Annotated in this window: 15 protein-coding genes; 6 read left to right on the forward strand and 9 right to left on the reverse strand. The window is 28.2% G+C overall.

What is annotated here, in order from left to right:
* Window positions 1-13: 13 nt before the first annotated feature.
* Window positions 14-688, reverse strand: a complete 675-nt coding sequence (locus IFB02_RS11660) for a ZIP family metal transporter (RefSeq protein WP_191072785.1) — start codon at window positions 686-688, stop codon at window positions 14-16.
* 28 nt (window positions 689-716) lie between these two features.
* Window positions 717-1,448 carry a class I SAM-dependent methyltransferase gene (locus IFB02_RS11665; RefSeq protein WP_191072786.1) on the reverse strand — a complete coding sequence of 244 codons (732 nt, stop codon included), beginning with the start codon at window positions 1,446-1,448 and terminating at the stop codon, window positions 717-719.
* A 170-nt stretch (window positions 1,449-1,618) separates the two neighbouring features.
* Between IFB02_RS11665 and IFB02_RS11670 the strand changes: the two genes are divergently transcribed.
* Genes IFB02_RS11670 through IFB02_RS11680 form a run of 3 tightly spaced genes read left to right on the forward strand, consistent with a single transcriptional unit; the run spans window position 1,619 to window position 5,108 of the window.
* Window positions 1,619-2,776 carry a THUMP domain-containing class I SAM-dependent RNA methyltransferase gene (locus IFB02_RS11670; RefSeq protein WP_191072787.1) on the forward strand — a complete coding sequence of 386 codons (1,158 nt, stop codon included), beginning with the start codon at window positions 1,619-1,621 and terminating at the stop codon, window positions 2,774-2,776.
* A complete protein-coding gene (locus IFB02_RS11675) occupies window positions 2,777-4,381 on the forward strand; it encodes a sulfatase-like hydrolase/transferase (RefSeq protein WP_191072788.1) in 1,605 nt (534 codons plus the stop codon).
* Window positions 4,371-5,108: a hypothetical protein gene (locus IFB02_RS11680; RefSeq protein ID WP_106688522.1), complete on the forward strand. Its 738-nt coding sequence runs from the start codon at window positions 4,371-4,373 to the stop codon at window positions 5,106-5,108. The genes IFB02_RS11675 and IFB02_RS11680 overlap by 11 nt, the downstream gene beginning before the upstream one ends.
* A gap of 2 nt (window positions 5,109-5,110) precedes the next feature.
* On the opposite strand, the gene IFB02_RS11685 is transcribed toward IFB02_RS11680, so the two are convergent.
* Genes IFB02_RS11685 through rlmD form a run of 3 tightly spaced genes read right to left on the reverse strand, consistent with a single transcriptional unit; the run spans window position 5,111 to window position 7,856 of the window.
* On the reverse strand, window positions 5,111-5,866 hold the full coding sequence (locus IFB02_RS11685) for a DUF6048 family protein (RefSeq protein ID WP_223878843.1): 756 nt from the start codon (window positions 5,864-5,866) through the stop codon (window positions 5,111-5,113).
* Entirely contained in the window at window positions 5,832-6,401 is a 570-nt protein-coding gene (locus tag IFB02_RS11690) for a DUF6452 family protein (protein ID WP_106688523.1), read from the reverse strand. Before IFB02_RS11690 ends, IFB02_RS11685 begins: the two co-directional genes overlap by 35 nt.
* A gap of 3 nt (window positions 6,402-6,404) precedes the next feature.
* The gene (gene rlmD / locus IFB02_RS11695; RefSeq protein WP_106688524.1) at window positions 6,405-7,856 is read right to left on the reverse strand and encodes a 23S rRNA (uracil(1939)-C(5))-methyltransferase RlmD; all 1,452 of its coding nucleotides are present in this window, start codon (window positions 7,854-7,856) and stop codon (window positions 6,405-6,407) included.
* 226 nt (window positions 7,857-8,082) lie between these two features.
* On the opposite strand from rlmD, the gene rocD reads away from it, so the two are divergent.
* On the forward strand, window positions 8,083-9,363 hold the full coding sequence (gene rocD, locus IFB02_RS11700) for an ornithine--oxo-acid transaminase (RefSeq protein WP_106688525.1): 1,281 nt from the start codon (window positions 8,083-8,085) through the stop codon (window positions 9,361-9,363).
* A 33-nt stretch (window positions 9,364-9,396) separates the two neighbouring features.
* Here rocD and IFB02_RS11705 read toward each other — a convergent pair whose 3' ends face one another.
* The 3 genes from IFB02_RS11705 to IFB02_RS11715 form a co-directional block, all read right to left on the reverse strand.
* Complete coding sequence (locus IFB02_RS11705; RefSeq protein ID WP_106688526.1) at window positions 9,397-9,741, reverse strand: CCC motif membrane protein; 345 nt, start codon at window positions 9,739-9,741, stop codon at window positions 9,397-9,399.
* Between the two features lie 4 nt (window positions 9,742-9,745).
* Entirely contained in the window at window positions 9,746-10,030 is a 285-nt protein-coding gene (locus tag IFB02_RS11710) for a DUF2752 domain-containing protein (protein WP_106688527.1), read from the reverse strand.
* Between the two features lie 72 nt (window positions 10,031-10,102).
* Window positions 10,103-11,893 (reverse strand): T9SS type A sorting domain-containing protein, encoded by a 1,791-nt coding sequence (locus IFB02_RS11715; RefSeq protein WP_106688528.1) that lies wholly within the window; start codon window positions 11,891-11,893, stop codon window positions 10,103-10,105.
* A gap of 189 nt (window positions 11,894-12,082) precedes the next feature.
* Between IFB02_RS11715 and IFB02_RS11720 the strand changes: the two genes are divergently transcribed.
* The gene (locus IFB02_RS11720; protein ID WP_191072789.1) at window positions 12,083-12,283 is read left to right on the forward strand and encodes a hypothetical protein; all 201 of its coding nucleotides are present in this window, start codon (window positions 12,083-12,085) and stop codon (window positions 12,281-12,283) included.
* Window positions 12,283-12,831 carry a Smr/MutS family protein gene (locus IFB02_RS11725; protein ID WP_317173472.1) on the forward strand — a complete coding sequence of 183 codons (549 nt, stop codon included), beginning with the start codon at window positions 12,283-12,285 and terminating at the stop codon, window positions 12,829-12,831. The genes IFB02_RS11720 and IFB02_RS11725 overlap by 1 nt, the downstream gene beginning before the upstream one ends.
* On the opposite strand, the gene IFB02_RS11730 is transcribed toward IFB02_RS11725, so the two are convergent.
* Window positions 12,832-13,782 carry a hypothetical protein gene (locus IFB02_RS11730; RefSeq protein WP_106688531.1) on the reverse strand — a complete coding sequence of 317 codons (951 nt, stop codon included), beginning with the start codon at window positions 13,780-13,782 and terminating at the stop codon, window positions 12,832-12,834. It lies immediately after the preceding gene.
* Between the last annotated feature and the right edge of the window lie 88 nt (window positions 13,783-13,870).

Here is a 13,870-nt window from a genome sequence, read left to right on the forward strand (position 1 = left end):
ATTGGTTTAAGTGTTATATAAAATAGGCAATAATAACTGCAAGGACAATGGTACTTAATTTAACAATATTAAATTTATGTCCTTCGTTACTTTCAAATAAAATAGTGGTACTAATATGTAAAAAGATACCAATTACAATTGCCGAAATTTCATAAAAATAAGTAGTAAAAAACGTGAAATTTTCTGATAAATATGTGCCTAATGGCGTCATTAAAGCAAAAAGACCTAAAAATAAAACCATTTTTTTTAGACCAATTTTAGAACTAATAAAAAAGGTACTTAAAATAATTGCAATAGGTAATTTATGAATAATAATCCCATATAATAATTGATCGTGCGCATGTATAGGAATACCTTCTAATATACTATGTATACTCAAACTAACAAATAGTAACCAAGGAAACTTAATACTGTTTTTATCTAAATGTACATGTCCATGTTCTGCACCTTTAGAGAAAAATTCCAGTATAATTTGAAGTAAAATACCAGCCATTATAAAAATACCAATTGGTTTATCATGGTTATGATGGTAAACTTCTGGTAAAAAATTAAAAACAGTGACAGATAATAAAAATGCTCCACTAAATGCAAGTAATAGTTTTAGGTTAGACGATTTATTAGGTTTAAAAATTAAAACTAATACAACACCTAAAACAACACTTAAAATGGGTAAAATAATATTTAGCATTTAAAAAATAATGAAAGTTGGTTAACAACTATTTAAAAATCATAATTAATCTTTCAGATTGGTTTTTATCATACTTACTTAGTTTATAATCACCAAAAACATCAAGTAAATACACGTTAGCTTTTTCAAATAAATTTTCAAAATCGTTTAATGTAAAAGCCTTTACACGTTCTGTAAATTTATAATTTTCATTCTCAAAAGTAAAGCTAATATCTTTAATGATATAACCGTTTTCTACACGTCGTTGTTGTAAAAAATCTATACCATTAACGGTTTTAATATCTTCTTTAACTAGATGTTTTATAACATAATCGGTATTCATAAAATCAATAACACCAAAGCCAAATTCATTTAAATTAGACTGTATTGCTTTTATGGTGTTAAGATTATCGTTTTCGTCCTCAAAATATCCAAAACTTGTAAATAAATTAAAAACAGCATCAAAAGTATCGCCAATAGGTAAGCACATATTATGTACTTTAAAGGCTAAAGTATCGTTTTCAAATTGTTTAGCAAAATTTATACTATTTTCAGATAAATCTGCACCAACAACATTATATCCTAATTTATTTAAAAAGATACTATGTCTACCTTTACCGCAAGCCAAATCTAAAATTTTAGCATTTTCGGGTAAATTTAGATATTCGGTTAAATTCGTCATAAAAGCTTCCGCTTCAGCGTAATCCCGATCTTTATAAAGTATATGATAAAATGGTGTGTCAAACCAAGACGCGTACCATTTTTTTGAAAGATTTGTCATAGTTAGTTTTTTAGGGTTTAAACTTTCGCTTAGGCAACAGTTTACCAGGCTTTCGCAACTCGCTCTTTGCAAGGAGCTCAAACAAATTGCTCAATCCTTAACCCAATTATCAACAAAGGTTATGTTTCCGGCAAAAATAGAGTATTTTTGCAAAGTATTAGACGAATAATATGGAAGAAAATTTCAACATGGTTGCCAAAACCTTATTTGGTTTTGAAGATTTATTAGTAAAAGAGTTAAAGCAATTAGGTGCACAAGATGTAAAAGCAGGCGTACGTAACGTAACTTTTGTAGGAGATAAAGGCTTTATGTACAAAGCAAATTTAGCATTACGTACAGCAATAAAAATCTTAAAACCAATAAAAACGTTTAGAGTTTCTAACGAAGAAGATTTATACAAACAAGTTTACAATATTAAGTGGGAAAAATACTTAAAACCTACAGGTAGTTTAGCAATAGATGCAACAGTACATTCTAAACACTTTACACACTCTAAATTTATAGCATTAAAAACAAAAGATGCGATAGTAGATAGGTTTAGAGATAATGGTGGCGTTAGACCAAATGTAGATTTACGTTTTCCAGATTTAAAAATAAACGTACACATAGATCGCTCTGTTTGTACAATATCTTTAGATAGTTCTGGCGAGTCTTTGCATAGACGTGGTTATAAATTAGCAACTAACATTGCACCTATAAATGAAGTGTTAGCAGCAGGATTAATTATGCTTTCTGGTTGGGACGGACAAAGTGATTTTATGGATCCAATGTGCGGTAGCGGAACAATGCTAGCCGAAGCTGCAATGATAGCTTGTAATATACCACCAAATTTAATGCGTAAAGAGTTTGCTTTTGAGCGTTGGCAAGATTGGGACGTAGAATTATTTGAAAAAATAGAAGAATCTTTATTAAAGAAAACCAGAGATTTTCATCATAAAATTTATGGTTACGATAAGTCACCAAGTGCTGTACATAAAGCAAAAGAAAATATTAAAAATGCACATTTAGACGAGTTTATATCAATAAAACACGAAGACTTTTTTAAAACACAACGTCCTGGTGAAGCACAAAAATTACATATGGTATTCAATCCACCTTATGGCGAACGTCTTGATATAGAAATGGAGCAGTTTTATAAACAAATAGGAGATACCTTAAAGCAAAATTACCCAAATACAGATGCTTGGTTTATTACTTCCAATTTAGAAGCTTTAAAGCACGTTGGTTTAAGACCGTCAAGAAAAATAAAATTATTTAATGCTAAACTAGAATCTAGATTAATTAAATATGAAATTTATGCTGGAAGTAAGAAAGCTAAGTTTAATTAGATGATGCAAATTCTTCATAATAAATACTTTAAGTTATTATTTTATATACTTCTTCCTTTAGCAATATTAGGTGTATTAGGTTATTATGAAATACTAAAAACAAAGATTTTATTAAAAGAATTAATCGCTTTTGGCACTTTTTCGTTATTAATTTATAGTCTTTTAGCAATTTTTTTTTCAAAAATAAACAATTATATAGTTACTATTACAACTTTGTTTTTGTCGTTTTTAGTATTTATTAAAATAAGTTTTTATCACCATTACAAAGTTAGATTAGATGCTTCTGCTTATTATGTAATTTTTGAAACTAACAAAACCGAATCTATTGAGTTTTTAAAATTTTATTTTGATAATTATGTAATTATCATTTCGGTTTTACTTTTAGCCTTACCTGTATTGGTATATTTTATTTTTGGTAAAAAAGAAACAATTAAAATTACAAAGTCATTAAAATTATTGTCTTTTTTATGTATTTGTATAACCACTTCTATTATTGCTTTTAAGTTTAAAAAGGAAAATTTAATATATAATTCAGTATTAAGTTATAAAGAGTATAAAGAATTTAAAAAGAATTTAAAATCAGAATTAGCAAATCAATTAAGTCCATTTGTTACTGTACAAGAAATTAAAAATAAAGAGAAAGAAACTTATGTAGTGATAATTGGAGAATCTACCTCTAATTGGCACATGCAATTGTATGGTTATCAAAGAGAAACAAATCCCTTGTTATCAGAAATAAAAGAAGAACTTTTAGTCTTTAAAAATGTAATAACAAGTAATACACATACAATTATTGCATTAGATAAAATTTTAACTTTTTCAGATTATCAATACCCAAATAAAAAAAATAATACATCTATTGTACAATTAGCAAATGCAGCAGGTTTCAATACATATTGGATAACAAATCAAAGACCAGTAGGTTTACATGAAAGCGTATCTACAATTATTGGCCAAGCAGCGAATAAATTTATTCCTTTATCTATAGGTAATAGTAATGAAGTAAGTTTAGATGAAAAAATATTACCCGAACTAAAAAAGGTCTTACAAAATAAAGAAGAAAAAAAAATTATTTTTATACACCTAATGGGAACACATGGTGTGTATAAGTATAGGTATCCAGATAGTTTTAATCAATTTACAAATAGCCCTAATAATATTAGACTTAACACGTCTAATAAAGCTATAAAATTAATTAACGAATATGATAACGCTATTACTTATAATGATTATATAGTAAGAAGTATTATAGATCAAATAAAAGCATTAGAAGATAAAAGCTTAGTAATTTATTTCTCTGATCATGGCGATGAACTTTATGATACTATAGATTTTGTAGGGCACAACGAATATTTAGCTACAAAACCGATGTATGAAATACCTTTTATAGTTTGGATGTCAGATAAATACAAAAAAGAGAATAAAGATAGTTTTGAGTTTAATTCATACTTAAAAAGAAAATATATTTTAGATGATTTTATTCACAGTTTTTCTGATCTTTTAAAAATTAAACACAATAAATTTGATAGTACAAGAAGTATTTTTAGTCCAAATTTTAAATTTAAAAAAAGACTAATAAAAACAAATATAGACTATGATAAATAAAAAACGATTAGTTTTAATAGGTATTCTTTTAAGTTTATTAGCTGTTTTTTATTATTTTTTTCCTTTTAACTTAGAGCATATAGGTTATACAAATAAGATTTATGCACATAGGGTAAATAGTAAAGAAAAACTAGAAGCTTCATTACTTTATTTTAAAGGCGTAGAGTTAGATTTAGTTTATGATAGTAAAAAAAATGTTTTAGATGTTAATCATCCACCAGCAAAATCTATTCAATTATATTTTGAAGATTATTTAACTGTATTAAAAGATAAAAAACCTCGCTTATGGTTAGATATTAAAAATTTAAATACTGAAAACTCTTTATTGGTATTAAAAAAATTAAAAGCAGATTTAAATAAATTAAACTACGATTATACAAATGTATTAGTAGAATCAACAATACCAGAAGCATTACCAATTTTTTCAAGAGAAGGATTTAATACAAGTTATTATTTACCACCAAATATTTACTCAAAACCGCAAACGGAAAAAGACTCTATAATTCAATTGATACAAAGTAAATTAAATAAGGATAATAAATTAGCTGTTTCTACCAATTATAAAGATTATAACTTTTTAAAAGATAATTTCCCTGAAACAACAAAGTATATTTGGGCTTTAACACCTAGAATTAATTTAGATCAATTAAAAGTCAGATCTATACTAAAAGATTCTACTGTATCAATTTTGATAGTACGTTATAGAAGCTTAATAGGAAATAGATGATACTAGTTATTAGTGTTTTCTGGTAATTCTTCTTTTTCTTTTTTCTCCTTCTTTGTGTTACTTTTTTTAAACAAAGGTATCATATAAGAAACAGTGTAACCATAACCAACACCAATACTATTAGAATCGTAGGTTTTATTAAAACCAGGAACATATAAATTTTCTAAATTTTCTGGTTGGTCTTGACTTATCATGCTTTTTAATTGAGCATTTATTCCTACAAACAAATTATTTAAAACTTCAGCTTTAATACCTATCTGAAGTTCTACCCATATTGCAGATAAACCACTAAATTTTATGCTTTCTGTACTAGAATTTTGTGGTGACCAATATTGATTAGTATTGTATACAGTATAATTATTTCTGGTTTGACTAAATGTACTTGCACCAACTCTAAAACCAGCATAGATCATATTTTCCATTCCAATCCAATTATCATACATGTTATAATCTGCACCAGCTTTAAAATAGCTACCAGAAGCTGTAACGCTTAAATAATCATTAGTTGTAATTTTTTCCTCAGTACCTAATTCTCCAGCAATATACCATTCTTTAGTAAGTCTATAATCACCAACAATTTCAAAACCTTTATAGTCATCATCTAAAAAAGATCTAATTAATTTACCTGCATCTGCACCAAGTCTAAGACCATATTTTAATTTTGGTTTAGCAGTGTTTTGTAGTGTATCTTGTGCATTTGCATACCCAACGATACATAATGTATTAATGAGAAAAAATGTAATGCGTAATAGTTTCATCTTCAATAATTAAGTTGTCGTTTTGTGGTATAGTTTGAAAAATCCATGGTCCATCTGTACCAGAATCTATATTAATATTAATGGTTTTAAAAATAGTTTTATAACCACAAGCTCTAGACACGTATAGATCTTCTCTTGTATAGTTTATGGTTAACAATTCTTGATTTCCTGTAAAAAAATCATCAGAAAAATCGTCTGGAGTATCATTATCATCTATTTCAAATTCTTTAATTAAAATAAATTGAGTTTGATCTTCGTCTGTTTTTAATGGTAAAGAAATTTGATTTAAATCGGTTCCAGAAAATTCTCTTAAAAATGAGTCTTCAGGTACATTTGTACTAAGCGGAAAAACACTATCATCTTCAACACCAATAATTATTAAATTAAAAACAGACTTTGAGTTTTCTATAATATTATTGTCCTTAAAATCTACAATCATACTTGGTGTTGTTGGTGTACTTTCTGGGCACAAATCGTCACGTTCGCAAGTTGTTAGTATCGTAAAGGTTAATAAAAGTAATATGATTTTTTTCATTATTTATTTTTCAAATAATACAACAGTTTCTATGTGAGATGTATGCGGAAACTGATCTACTAAACTTATTTTTTTTAATTTAAAACCTGCATTAATTAACGTTTCTGTATCTCTTGCTTGTGTTGCAGGATTACAAGATACGTAAACCATACGTTTTGCGTTTAAATTTATAATTTTATTTAAAGTTTTTGGCGCAATTCCAGAACGTGCTGGATCTAGTATTATTGTTTGAATTTTATTTTTGTATTGTGGATATTTACTTAAAAATTTACCAACATCTTCTGCATAAAATTCTAATCCTTTTATATTATTTCTTTTAGCGTTTAATTTAGCATCTTCTATTGCAGATGCAACAATATCTACACCAACAATTTTGGTGTTATTACTTTTAGATGCTATAATTTGTCCAATGGTTCCTGTACCGCAAAATAAATCTAATACTACAGAGTTATCTACTGCTTCTTTATCTTCTAAAGCATAATCTACAACCTTTTGGTATAGTTTTTCGGCAGATTTTGGATTGGTTTGGAAGAAGCTTTTCATGCTAATTTCAAAGTTTAATCCAAGTAGTTCTTCAACAATTTTATCTTCTCCGTAAATTAAATTAATGCTTCCCGAAGTCGCAATTGTACGATCGCCTTGTTCATCATTAATTGTATGTAAAAAACCAGCAACTCTATCTTTAAATAGTGACACCAAAAATTTTGCAAATTCATTAAGATCAAATTGATTTAAATCATTAGAAGTGGTAACCAAATTAAATAAAAGTTGATTAGTTTTAAACGATTTTCTAACTACTAAATATCTAAAAAAACCTTCACGTTTTGGAGCATGCCAAGGATTAAGTCCTGTTGCTTCGCAATACGCCTTTATTTTTATTAAGTTATCTTCTAAGTCTTTATCAAATAAGCCACTATCTTTATCAAGATTGTCTCCAATCCACCAAGTACCGCGACGTTTAAAACCAAGTGTAAACTCGTCTACATCTGTGTTATTTTCATGATCGTAGCCAATTGCAGAAAAACTATATTCCATTTTGTTACGATAGTGGAATAGGTTAGGAGACGATACAAATTGGTCAAAATAATCCTCAATATCTGTTACTTTACCAATTTTTTTAAACAAATCCATAGTACTAGTGTACTTGTATTGGTGTTGTTTTTCTATAGGTAAATTAATGTAAGGTGCTCCAGAAATTTCGTGAAAATTTAAATTTACTTCATCAGGAGATTTTTGTAGTACATCAATTAATTTACATTCGGCGTATTTCTTTTTAGCTTTAACAACTCTAGCTTTTACTTTTTGACCAGGTAAAGTATTAGGTACAAAAAGAACAAAGTTTCCTAATTCGTTATTAATTCTGGCAATACCTTTACCACCAAATGCGTAGTCAACTATGTCTAAATCTATTAATTGACCGCGTTTTACAAATTTATTTCTATCTCTTCTTGGCATGCTGCAAAAGTAAACAAAGGTTTGAGTAAATAATACACTACAATTAAAATTTTAATAAAATTGATTAATCTATTAAAAATGAATAAAATTGTTTTTAAACAGTTGTATAATTTATTATTTTGCAACTTCTAGGGATGATTTCTTTCCCACGCTGAATTTTCGAGACTTATCGAAAGGATAAAGGTAGAAAGGAATGGTTATTTTTTCACTTTAAAAACTTTTAAAAATGGCTGTTTTAGACCAATTAACATCGCAACAAGCGATGGACTTAGAAAACCAATACGGAGCACACAATTATCACCCATTACCAGTAGTACTTAGTAAAGGTGAAGGTGTTTTTGTTTGGGATGTAGAAGGTAAAAAATATTATGATTTTTTATCGGCTTATTCTGCTGTAAACCAAGGACATTGTCATCCAAAAATTGTTGGAGCAATGGTAGAACAAGCAAAACAATTAACTCTTACTTCTAGAGCATTTTATAATGACATGCTTGGACGCTACGAAAAATTTGCTTCAGAATACTTTGGTTTTGATAAATTATTACCAATGAATACAGGAGCCGAAGCTGTAGAAACCGCTTTAAAACTATGCAGAAAATGGGCTTACGAAGTAAAAGGTATAGAAGAAAATGAAGCCGAAATTATTGTTTGTAAAAACAACTTTCACGGACGTACAACGACCATTATTTCATTTTCAAATGATCCTGTAGCACGCAAAAACTTTGGACCGTATACCAATGGATTTATAAAAATTGATTACGATAATTTAGAGCAATTAGAAGCCGCATTACAAAATAATTCTAATGTAGCTGGATTTTTAGTAGAACCTATACAAGGTGAAGCAGGTGTTTATGTACCTAGTGAAGGTTATCTTGCCAAAGCAAAAGCGCTTTGCGAAAAATACAATGTGCTATTTATTGCAGACGAAGTACAAACAGGTATTGCAAGAACAGGAAGATTATTAGCAACATGTGGTAATTGTTCTTGTGAAAATAAAAACTGTTCTGGTACTCCAGAAGTAAAACCAGATGTTTTAATCTTAGGTAAAGCATTAAGTGGTGGCGCATATCCTGTAAGTGCTGTGTTAGCTAACGATAATGTAATGAATGTAATAAAACCTGGTAACCACGGAAGTACTTTTGGTGGTAATCCTGTAGCTGCTGCAGTAGCAATAGCTGCTTTAGAAGTCGTAAGAGAAGAAGATCTTGCACAAAAAGCTTACGATTTAGGTGAATTATTTAGAGCTGAAATTAACAAATACATAGAAACAAGTAATATTGTTAATTTAGTAAGAGGTAAAGGGTTATTAAACGCAATTGTTATAAACGATGATGAAGATAGTGATACTGCTTGGAATATTTGTTTAGCATTACGTGATAATGGCTTATTAGCAAAACCAACACATGGAAATATAATACGTTTTGCGCCGCCTTTAGTAATGACTAAAGATCAATTATTAGATTGTGTAAAAATAATCACAGAAACATTAAAGACTTTTGAAAAGTAAAACAAAAAAGCGACCATTTTAGGTCGCTTTTTTTTATTCTGCACTTTGTTGTGCTTGTTGGTATTGTTCCATCATTTGTCTAGATTGTTCTAATAACTCGTCCCAACCAACAGTATAAATTCTATAAATAGTTAACAGCAAGTAAAATATATTAATTATTGTAATGATTAAAGCTACAGTTTTTGCTGTTTTCATTTGATTATATTCACTTTGACCAGTTTCATAATTATCTGGGTTTAATTCTGCGTCTTTTAAACTATTGTTTGCTACTAAATAAGCGCTACCAGATAATAAAAAACCTAGTCCGCCAAAACAGCAGCATAGTAATCCTACAATAGATAAAATGTAAACAAGTGTTGGGTTTAGTCTTTTTTTCATAATGTTAATTGATTAGTTTGTATATAAAATTAAAGAGTATTATTAAGATATTAATTATTGCGAGTATAGAAATTATTTTATTTGAGTATTTAAATTTATAAAACAATGAAACAACAACTGTTGCTGCAAATACTATTAAAGTATAAATTGCAGGATACATATAAAAAGCATTAATAAATTCTCCATCTATTAATAAATAAAAAGCACGTTGTATACCACAACCAGAACATTCAAATCCTAAAATTTGCTTGTTAACACATGGTAACATTATGTTTGAATCTATATTCATAGTGGTTAAATTTAATAAAAAAGGCTTTTACAAATTTGTAAAAGCCTTTTTTATTAGTGTTTAATTTAAAAATTATTTCTTGTTAGAAACAATAATTTTTTTGGTAGTAATGTTACTATTAGATAACGTTGTTTGTACTAAATATACACCATCGCTTAAATTTTTTGTAGAATAGCTTAAACGATCATTATTAGCTTTTACAATTTTATCAAAAATTAATTTTCCAGATACATCGTATAATTTTATACTTTCTATATCTAATTTTTTAGGATTTAATACAATCAATTCTGATGTATTATTATTTTGTAAAACATTAAATGAATTATCAGTAAATTCTTCAGTAGATAAGGTTGCAGCTTCTACAAATGTGATTTCAAATCTATTAGAATAATCACCAGCTGGTAAGTTAATTTCAAAATTTTGATTTTGAAGATTAACATAAGTATCATTTTCTATATCATGTACATAAATTGGTTGATTTGTTTCAAAGTTTTGAACATCAAATATTCTAAATCTAATTAACTGTTGTTGTTGTAACTTTAACTCTAAAGGTATCGCTAAATTTAAGTCGTAAGCATTAGCTTGAGCAACATATTTATCACCATTTTGAGGCCAATAGATATCAGAATCTAATACTTGATATATTTTACTTTCTAAACCATAATCTTCATTAGGCGTTGCTGTATAATGAAAATTTTGTACTAGTTGTCTAGTATAAGTGTCATTAAAATCAATGTTTAATCTAAAACGTTTAAAATCTGATGGCACAATTGATAATCCCTGATCATTGTATTGTATACCAGAATTGTCTTGATTAGAATTTACATTAGTGTTTTGAGAAGCAGATCTAAAAAACTCACTTTCAGCAGCAGATTCTCTATAAAACACTCTATGACTATCAGATGTTAATAAATTACCAGCTATTAATCCTCTAACCATAAAACCTTGTCCTATTGGTATGTATCTTCTTGCGATTTTACCAGAGGTAGAAGCGCCACCAACAGTATTTAATGTACCATCTGCATTATATGTGTCGTAAGTTGGTGGAGTATATGTTTCAGTAGTACCAGTAATATCTATCGTATATGTACCATATCCACCACGATATTCTACTAAAACATGAGAATTAGCAGTTGGATCGTGATCCCAATAGTATAACGTAGCAGAATCTAAAAGAGGTACATTATTTGGGTCGTGTATAAAAGCTAAAGCATCTAAAGCAGAAGGATAAGGATTACCTATTAAAGTTTCTTGTCCAAGTCCAACAGCGGTACTTATTTCACCTTCGTTTGGTTTTCCTCTAAAATCATATTGTTGGTTACCTCCAATTACACCTTTCATTGTAAATCCATAACCAGCATCTACAAATCCGCTTTGACCAACATAATCCCATTCGCTATAAGCAGTACCTGGATTATATTTCCATAACCAATATTGTTCAATATTTAAAGGAGCGCTTGTACCATTATAGTTTGAAGTAGTATAACCAGCAAGGTTACTATTTGTTAAGTCTACAACATCATAAAAGTTAGTGTTTGGTATAAATGTTCTATTACCAACTGTGTTAGCATTAACATTTCCAACAGGAGAACACCAATAATTGTAAGCAAAATTATCTACATTTCCTTCTTGATAAACACTTAATCTTCCTAAACCAGAGTTACCTGTGTTTCCTGGACCTTGAAGTAATTGAGCTTCGTCTCTTAGGTAGAATGTAGAATTAGATTCGGTTAAGTTTACATCGTCTTCAACATAGACTACAACATCTGTAGCAAAAACATACGCGTTGTTTCTAACTGTCAATTGGGCATTTGACAATTGAAAAGCTATAAGCGATACAATTAGTAGGTAATAATGTTTCATTTTAATTTTTAAATTTTACACACAAAAATAGTATTTTCAAATAAATATAAGTAAAATACATTAGTTTTTAACCCTTTATTAAAAGTATTTTTATTATTTACGTAAAAACATTAATTAAGGTTTGTCGTTTTTGTTTTATTTTACGTCTTAATTTTCAAACCTATTTAAGTTATCTTTGATTATTTAATTATGAATAAAAACTATCTTTTTATATTATTTGGTGCTATTGTTGCTATCTATGCCAATGCTAATAAAGACCAAAATATTGTGTTATTAGTTTTAGGAATAGCAATTTTAATGTATGGTATTTTTAATCTTCAAAAAACCATTCCAAGTAAAAAAAATAAATCATCATTTATAAAAAGTGAACCTGTAGACGAAGAAGAATAATGTTTAAAGTAGGAGATAAAGTTGAAGTTTTAGACGATGTACTTTCAGGTACCGTAAAGTCCATAAATAATTCTAGAATAACTATTGTAACCGAAGAAGGTTTTGATTTAGATTTTGATTCCAGTGAATTGGTTGTGATTAAAAAATCTGAATTAAATCAACACTCTTTTAATAATGTTGATCTTAGAACTTACAAGCTTGAAAAAGAAGATAAAAAACCAAAAAAGAGTATAAAAATTAAGCCTAAAGAACGCTATCAACCTAAAATGGAAGTTGATTTACATCTTCATAAACTTGTTGATAACGAACGTGGTATGTCTAATTTTGATAAACTTAACCTACAATTAGATACTGCAAGAAGACAATTAGATTTTGCTATTAGAAAAAAAATACAAAAAATTGTATTTATTCATGGTGTTGGCGAAGGTGTTTTAAAAATGGAATTAGAATCACTTTTTAGCCGATACGATAATATTAAATATTACGAAGCGGACTATAAAAAATATGGTTTTGGCGCTACCGAAGTTTATATTTTTCAGAATAGTTAATTAAAATTCTGGTGTAATTGTTCTGGTTTGGCTTAAATTAAAATCGTTAGTATTACTATCGTCTACTAGATTACCAAAATCGTACGTTTGGTATTCAAAAGTTTCAAAATCGATATTACTTATAATTAAATTTACTTCAAAAGTATCGTAAATAGTATGTTGTCTGTAAGCAGTTGCAGCTAAAGTAGCAGTAACTTGATCATTTAAGTAATCTGGACCAGCATTTGTATCGGTTACATCGTTTGTTGGGTTGTTATCTTGTGTGCTAGAGTTTTCTTCGTCTATTGTCAAAGTTCCGTCGTTATCATCATCATTGTCAAGATAATTTGGTATACCATCATTATCTGTGTCTAATGCTAATGTTAATCCATCTTCTGCACTGTAATTTACACCTTCGCTAGTTGTTAAAACGTTGTCACCATCATCATCTACATCCATGTAATTTGGTATTCCGTCACCATCTGTATCATCATCATTTAAATCACCATTTTGATTTATATCTTCTAAAATTGCAGGAATACCATCGTTATCATCTTCAGTTAAAGTAATATAAAAAGTAAAATTTCCAGCAGAAGTATAATCTTCTGTAATTTGAATATTATCTGGCGGAACATCATTACAAAATAAATTATCTACCGAAGAGGCATAACTTCTATATTTAAAAGAATAACTACTATTAACATCATTTTGATCAAATTGATCGTTTACCAAAACAAGTAAATTCTCATTATCTGCATCTGCTTCAGTCTCTAACATTTGCGCAATTGTAAAATTTGTATTGCTTATTTGTAAAGACAAACTTTGATTAGGATCGGTTTTAGTTTTATAAATAACTAAGTCTCCGCAAGCATAAAACGTATCGTCAAATTCAAGTTCAGTAGTAATAATATCACCATCATCACAAGAAAAAAAGTTGAATATCAATATAGAAAAAGCAAATAGTTTGCGCATAGTATTTAAATTTTAAAAGCAAAAATAAAAGAATTAGCAATGTAATAACGATGCAATTAACAATTAATTTTATTTAAAGTATTTTTGC

The sequence above is a fragment of the Mesoflavibacter profundi genome (genome assembly GCF_014764305.1).
Classification (GTDB): Bacteria; Bacteroidota; Bacteroidia; order Flavobacteriales; family Flavobacteriaceae; genus Mesoflavibacter; species Mesoflavibacter profundi.

Coding starts and splice junctions, on each gene's coding strand:
- IFB02_RS11660 (WP_191072785.1), bottom strand. CDS start 688: ATGCTAAATATTATTTTACCCATTTTAAGTGTTGTTTTAGGTGTTGTA.
- IFB02_RS11665 (WP_191072786.1), bottom strand. CDS start 1,448: ATGACAAATCTTTCAAAAAAATGGTACGCGTCTTGGTTTGACACACCA.
- IFB02_RS11670 (WP_191072787.1), top strand. CDS start 1,619: ATGGAAGAAAATTTCAACATGGTTGCCAAAACCTTATTTGGTTTTGAA.
- IFB02_RS11675 (WP_191072788.1), top strand. CDS start 2,777: ATGATGCAAATTCTTCATAATAAATACTTTAAGTTATTATTTTATATA.
- IFB02_RS11680 (WP_106688522.1), top strand. CDS start 4,371: ATGATAAATAAAAAACGATTAGTTTTAATAGGTATTCTTTTAAGTTTA.
- IFB02_RS11685 (WP_223878843.1), bottom strand. CDS start 5,866: ATGAAACTATTACGCATTACATTTTTTCTCATTAATACATTATGTATC.
- IFB02_RS11690 (WP_106688523.1), bottom strand. CDS start 6,401: ATGAAAAAAATCATATTACTTTTATTAACCTTTACGATACTAACAACT.
- rlmD (WP_106688524.1), bottom strand. CDS start 7,856: ATGCCAAGAAGAGATAGAAATAAATTTGTAAAACGCGGTCAATTAATA.
- rocD (WP_106688525.1), top strand. CDS start 8,083: ATGGCTGTTTTAGACCAATTAACATCGCAACAAGCGATGGACTTAGAA.
- IFB02_RS11705 (WP_106688526.1), bottom strand. CDS start 9,741: ATGAAAAAAAGACTAAACCCAACACTTGTTTACATTTTATCTATTGTA.
- IFB02_RS11710 (WP_106688527.1), bottom strand. CDS start 10,030: ATGAATATAGATTCAAACATAATGTTACCATGTGTTAACAAGCAAATT.
- IFB02_RS11715 (WP_106688528.1), bottom strand. CDS start 11,893: ATGAAACATTATTACCTACTAATTGTATCGCTTATAGCTTTTCAATTG.
- IFB02_RS11720 (WP_191072789.1), top strand. CDS start 12,083: ATGAATAAAAACTATCTTTTTATATTATTTGGTGCTATTGTTGCTATC.
- IFB02_RS11725 (WP_317173472.1), top strand. CDS start 12,283: ATGTTTAAAGTAGGAGATAAAGTTGAAGTTTTAGACGATGTACTTTCA.
- IFB02_RS11730 (WP_106688531.1), bottom strand. CDS start 13,782: ATGCGCAAACTATTTGCTTTTTCTATATTGATATTCAACTTTTTTTCT.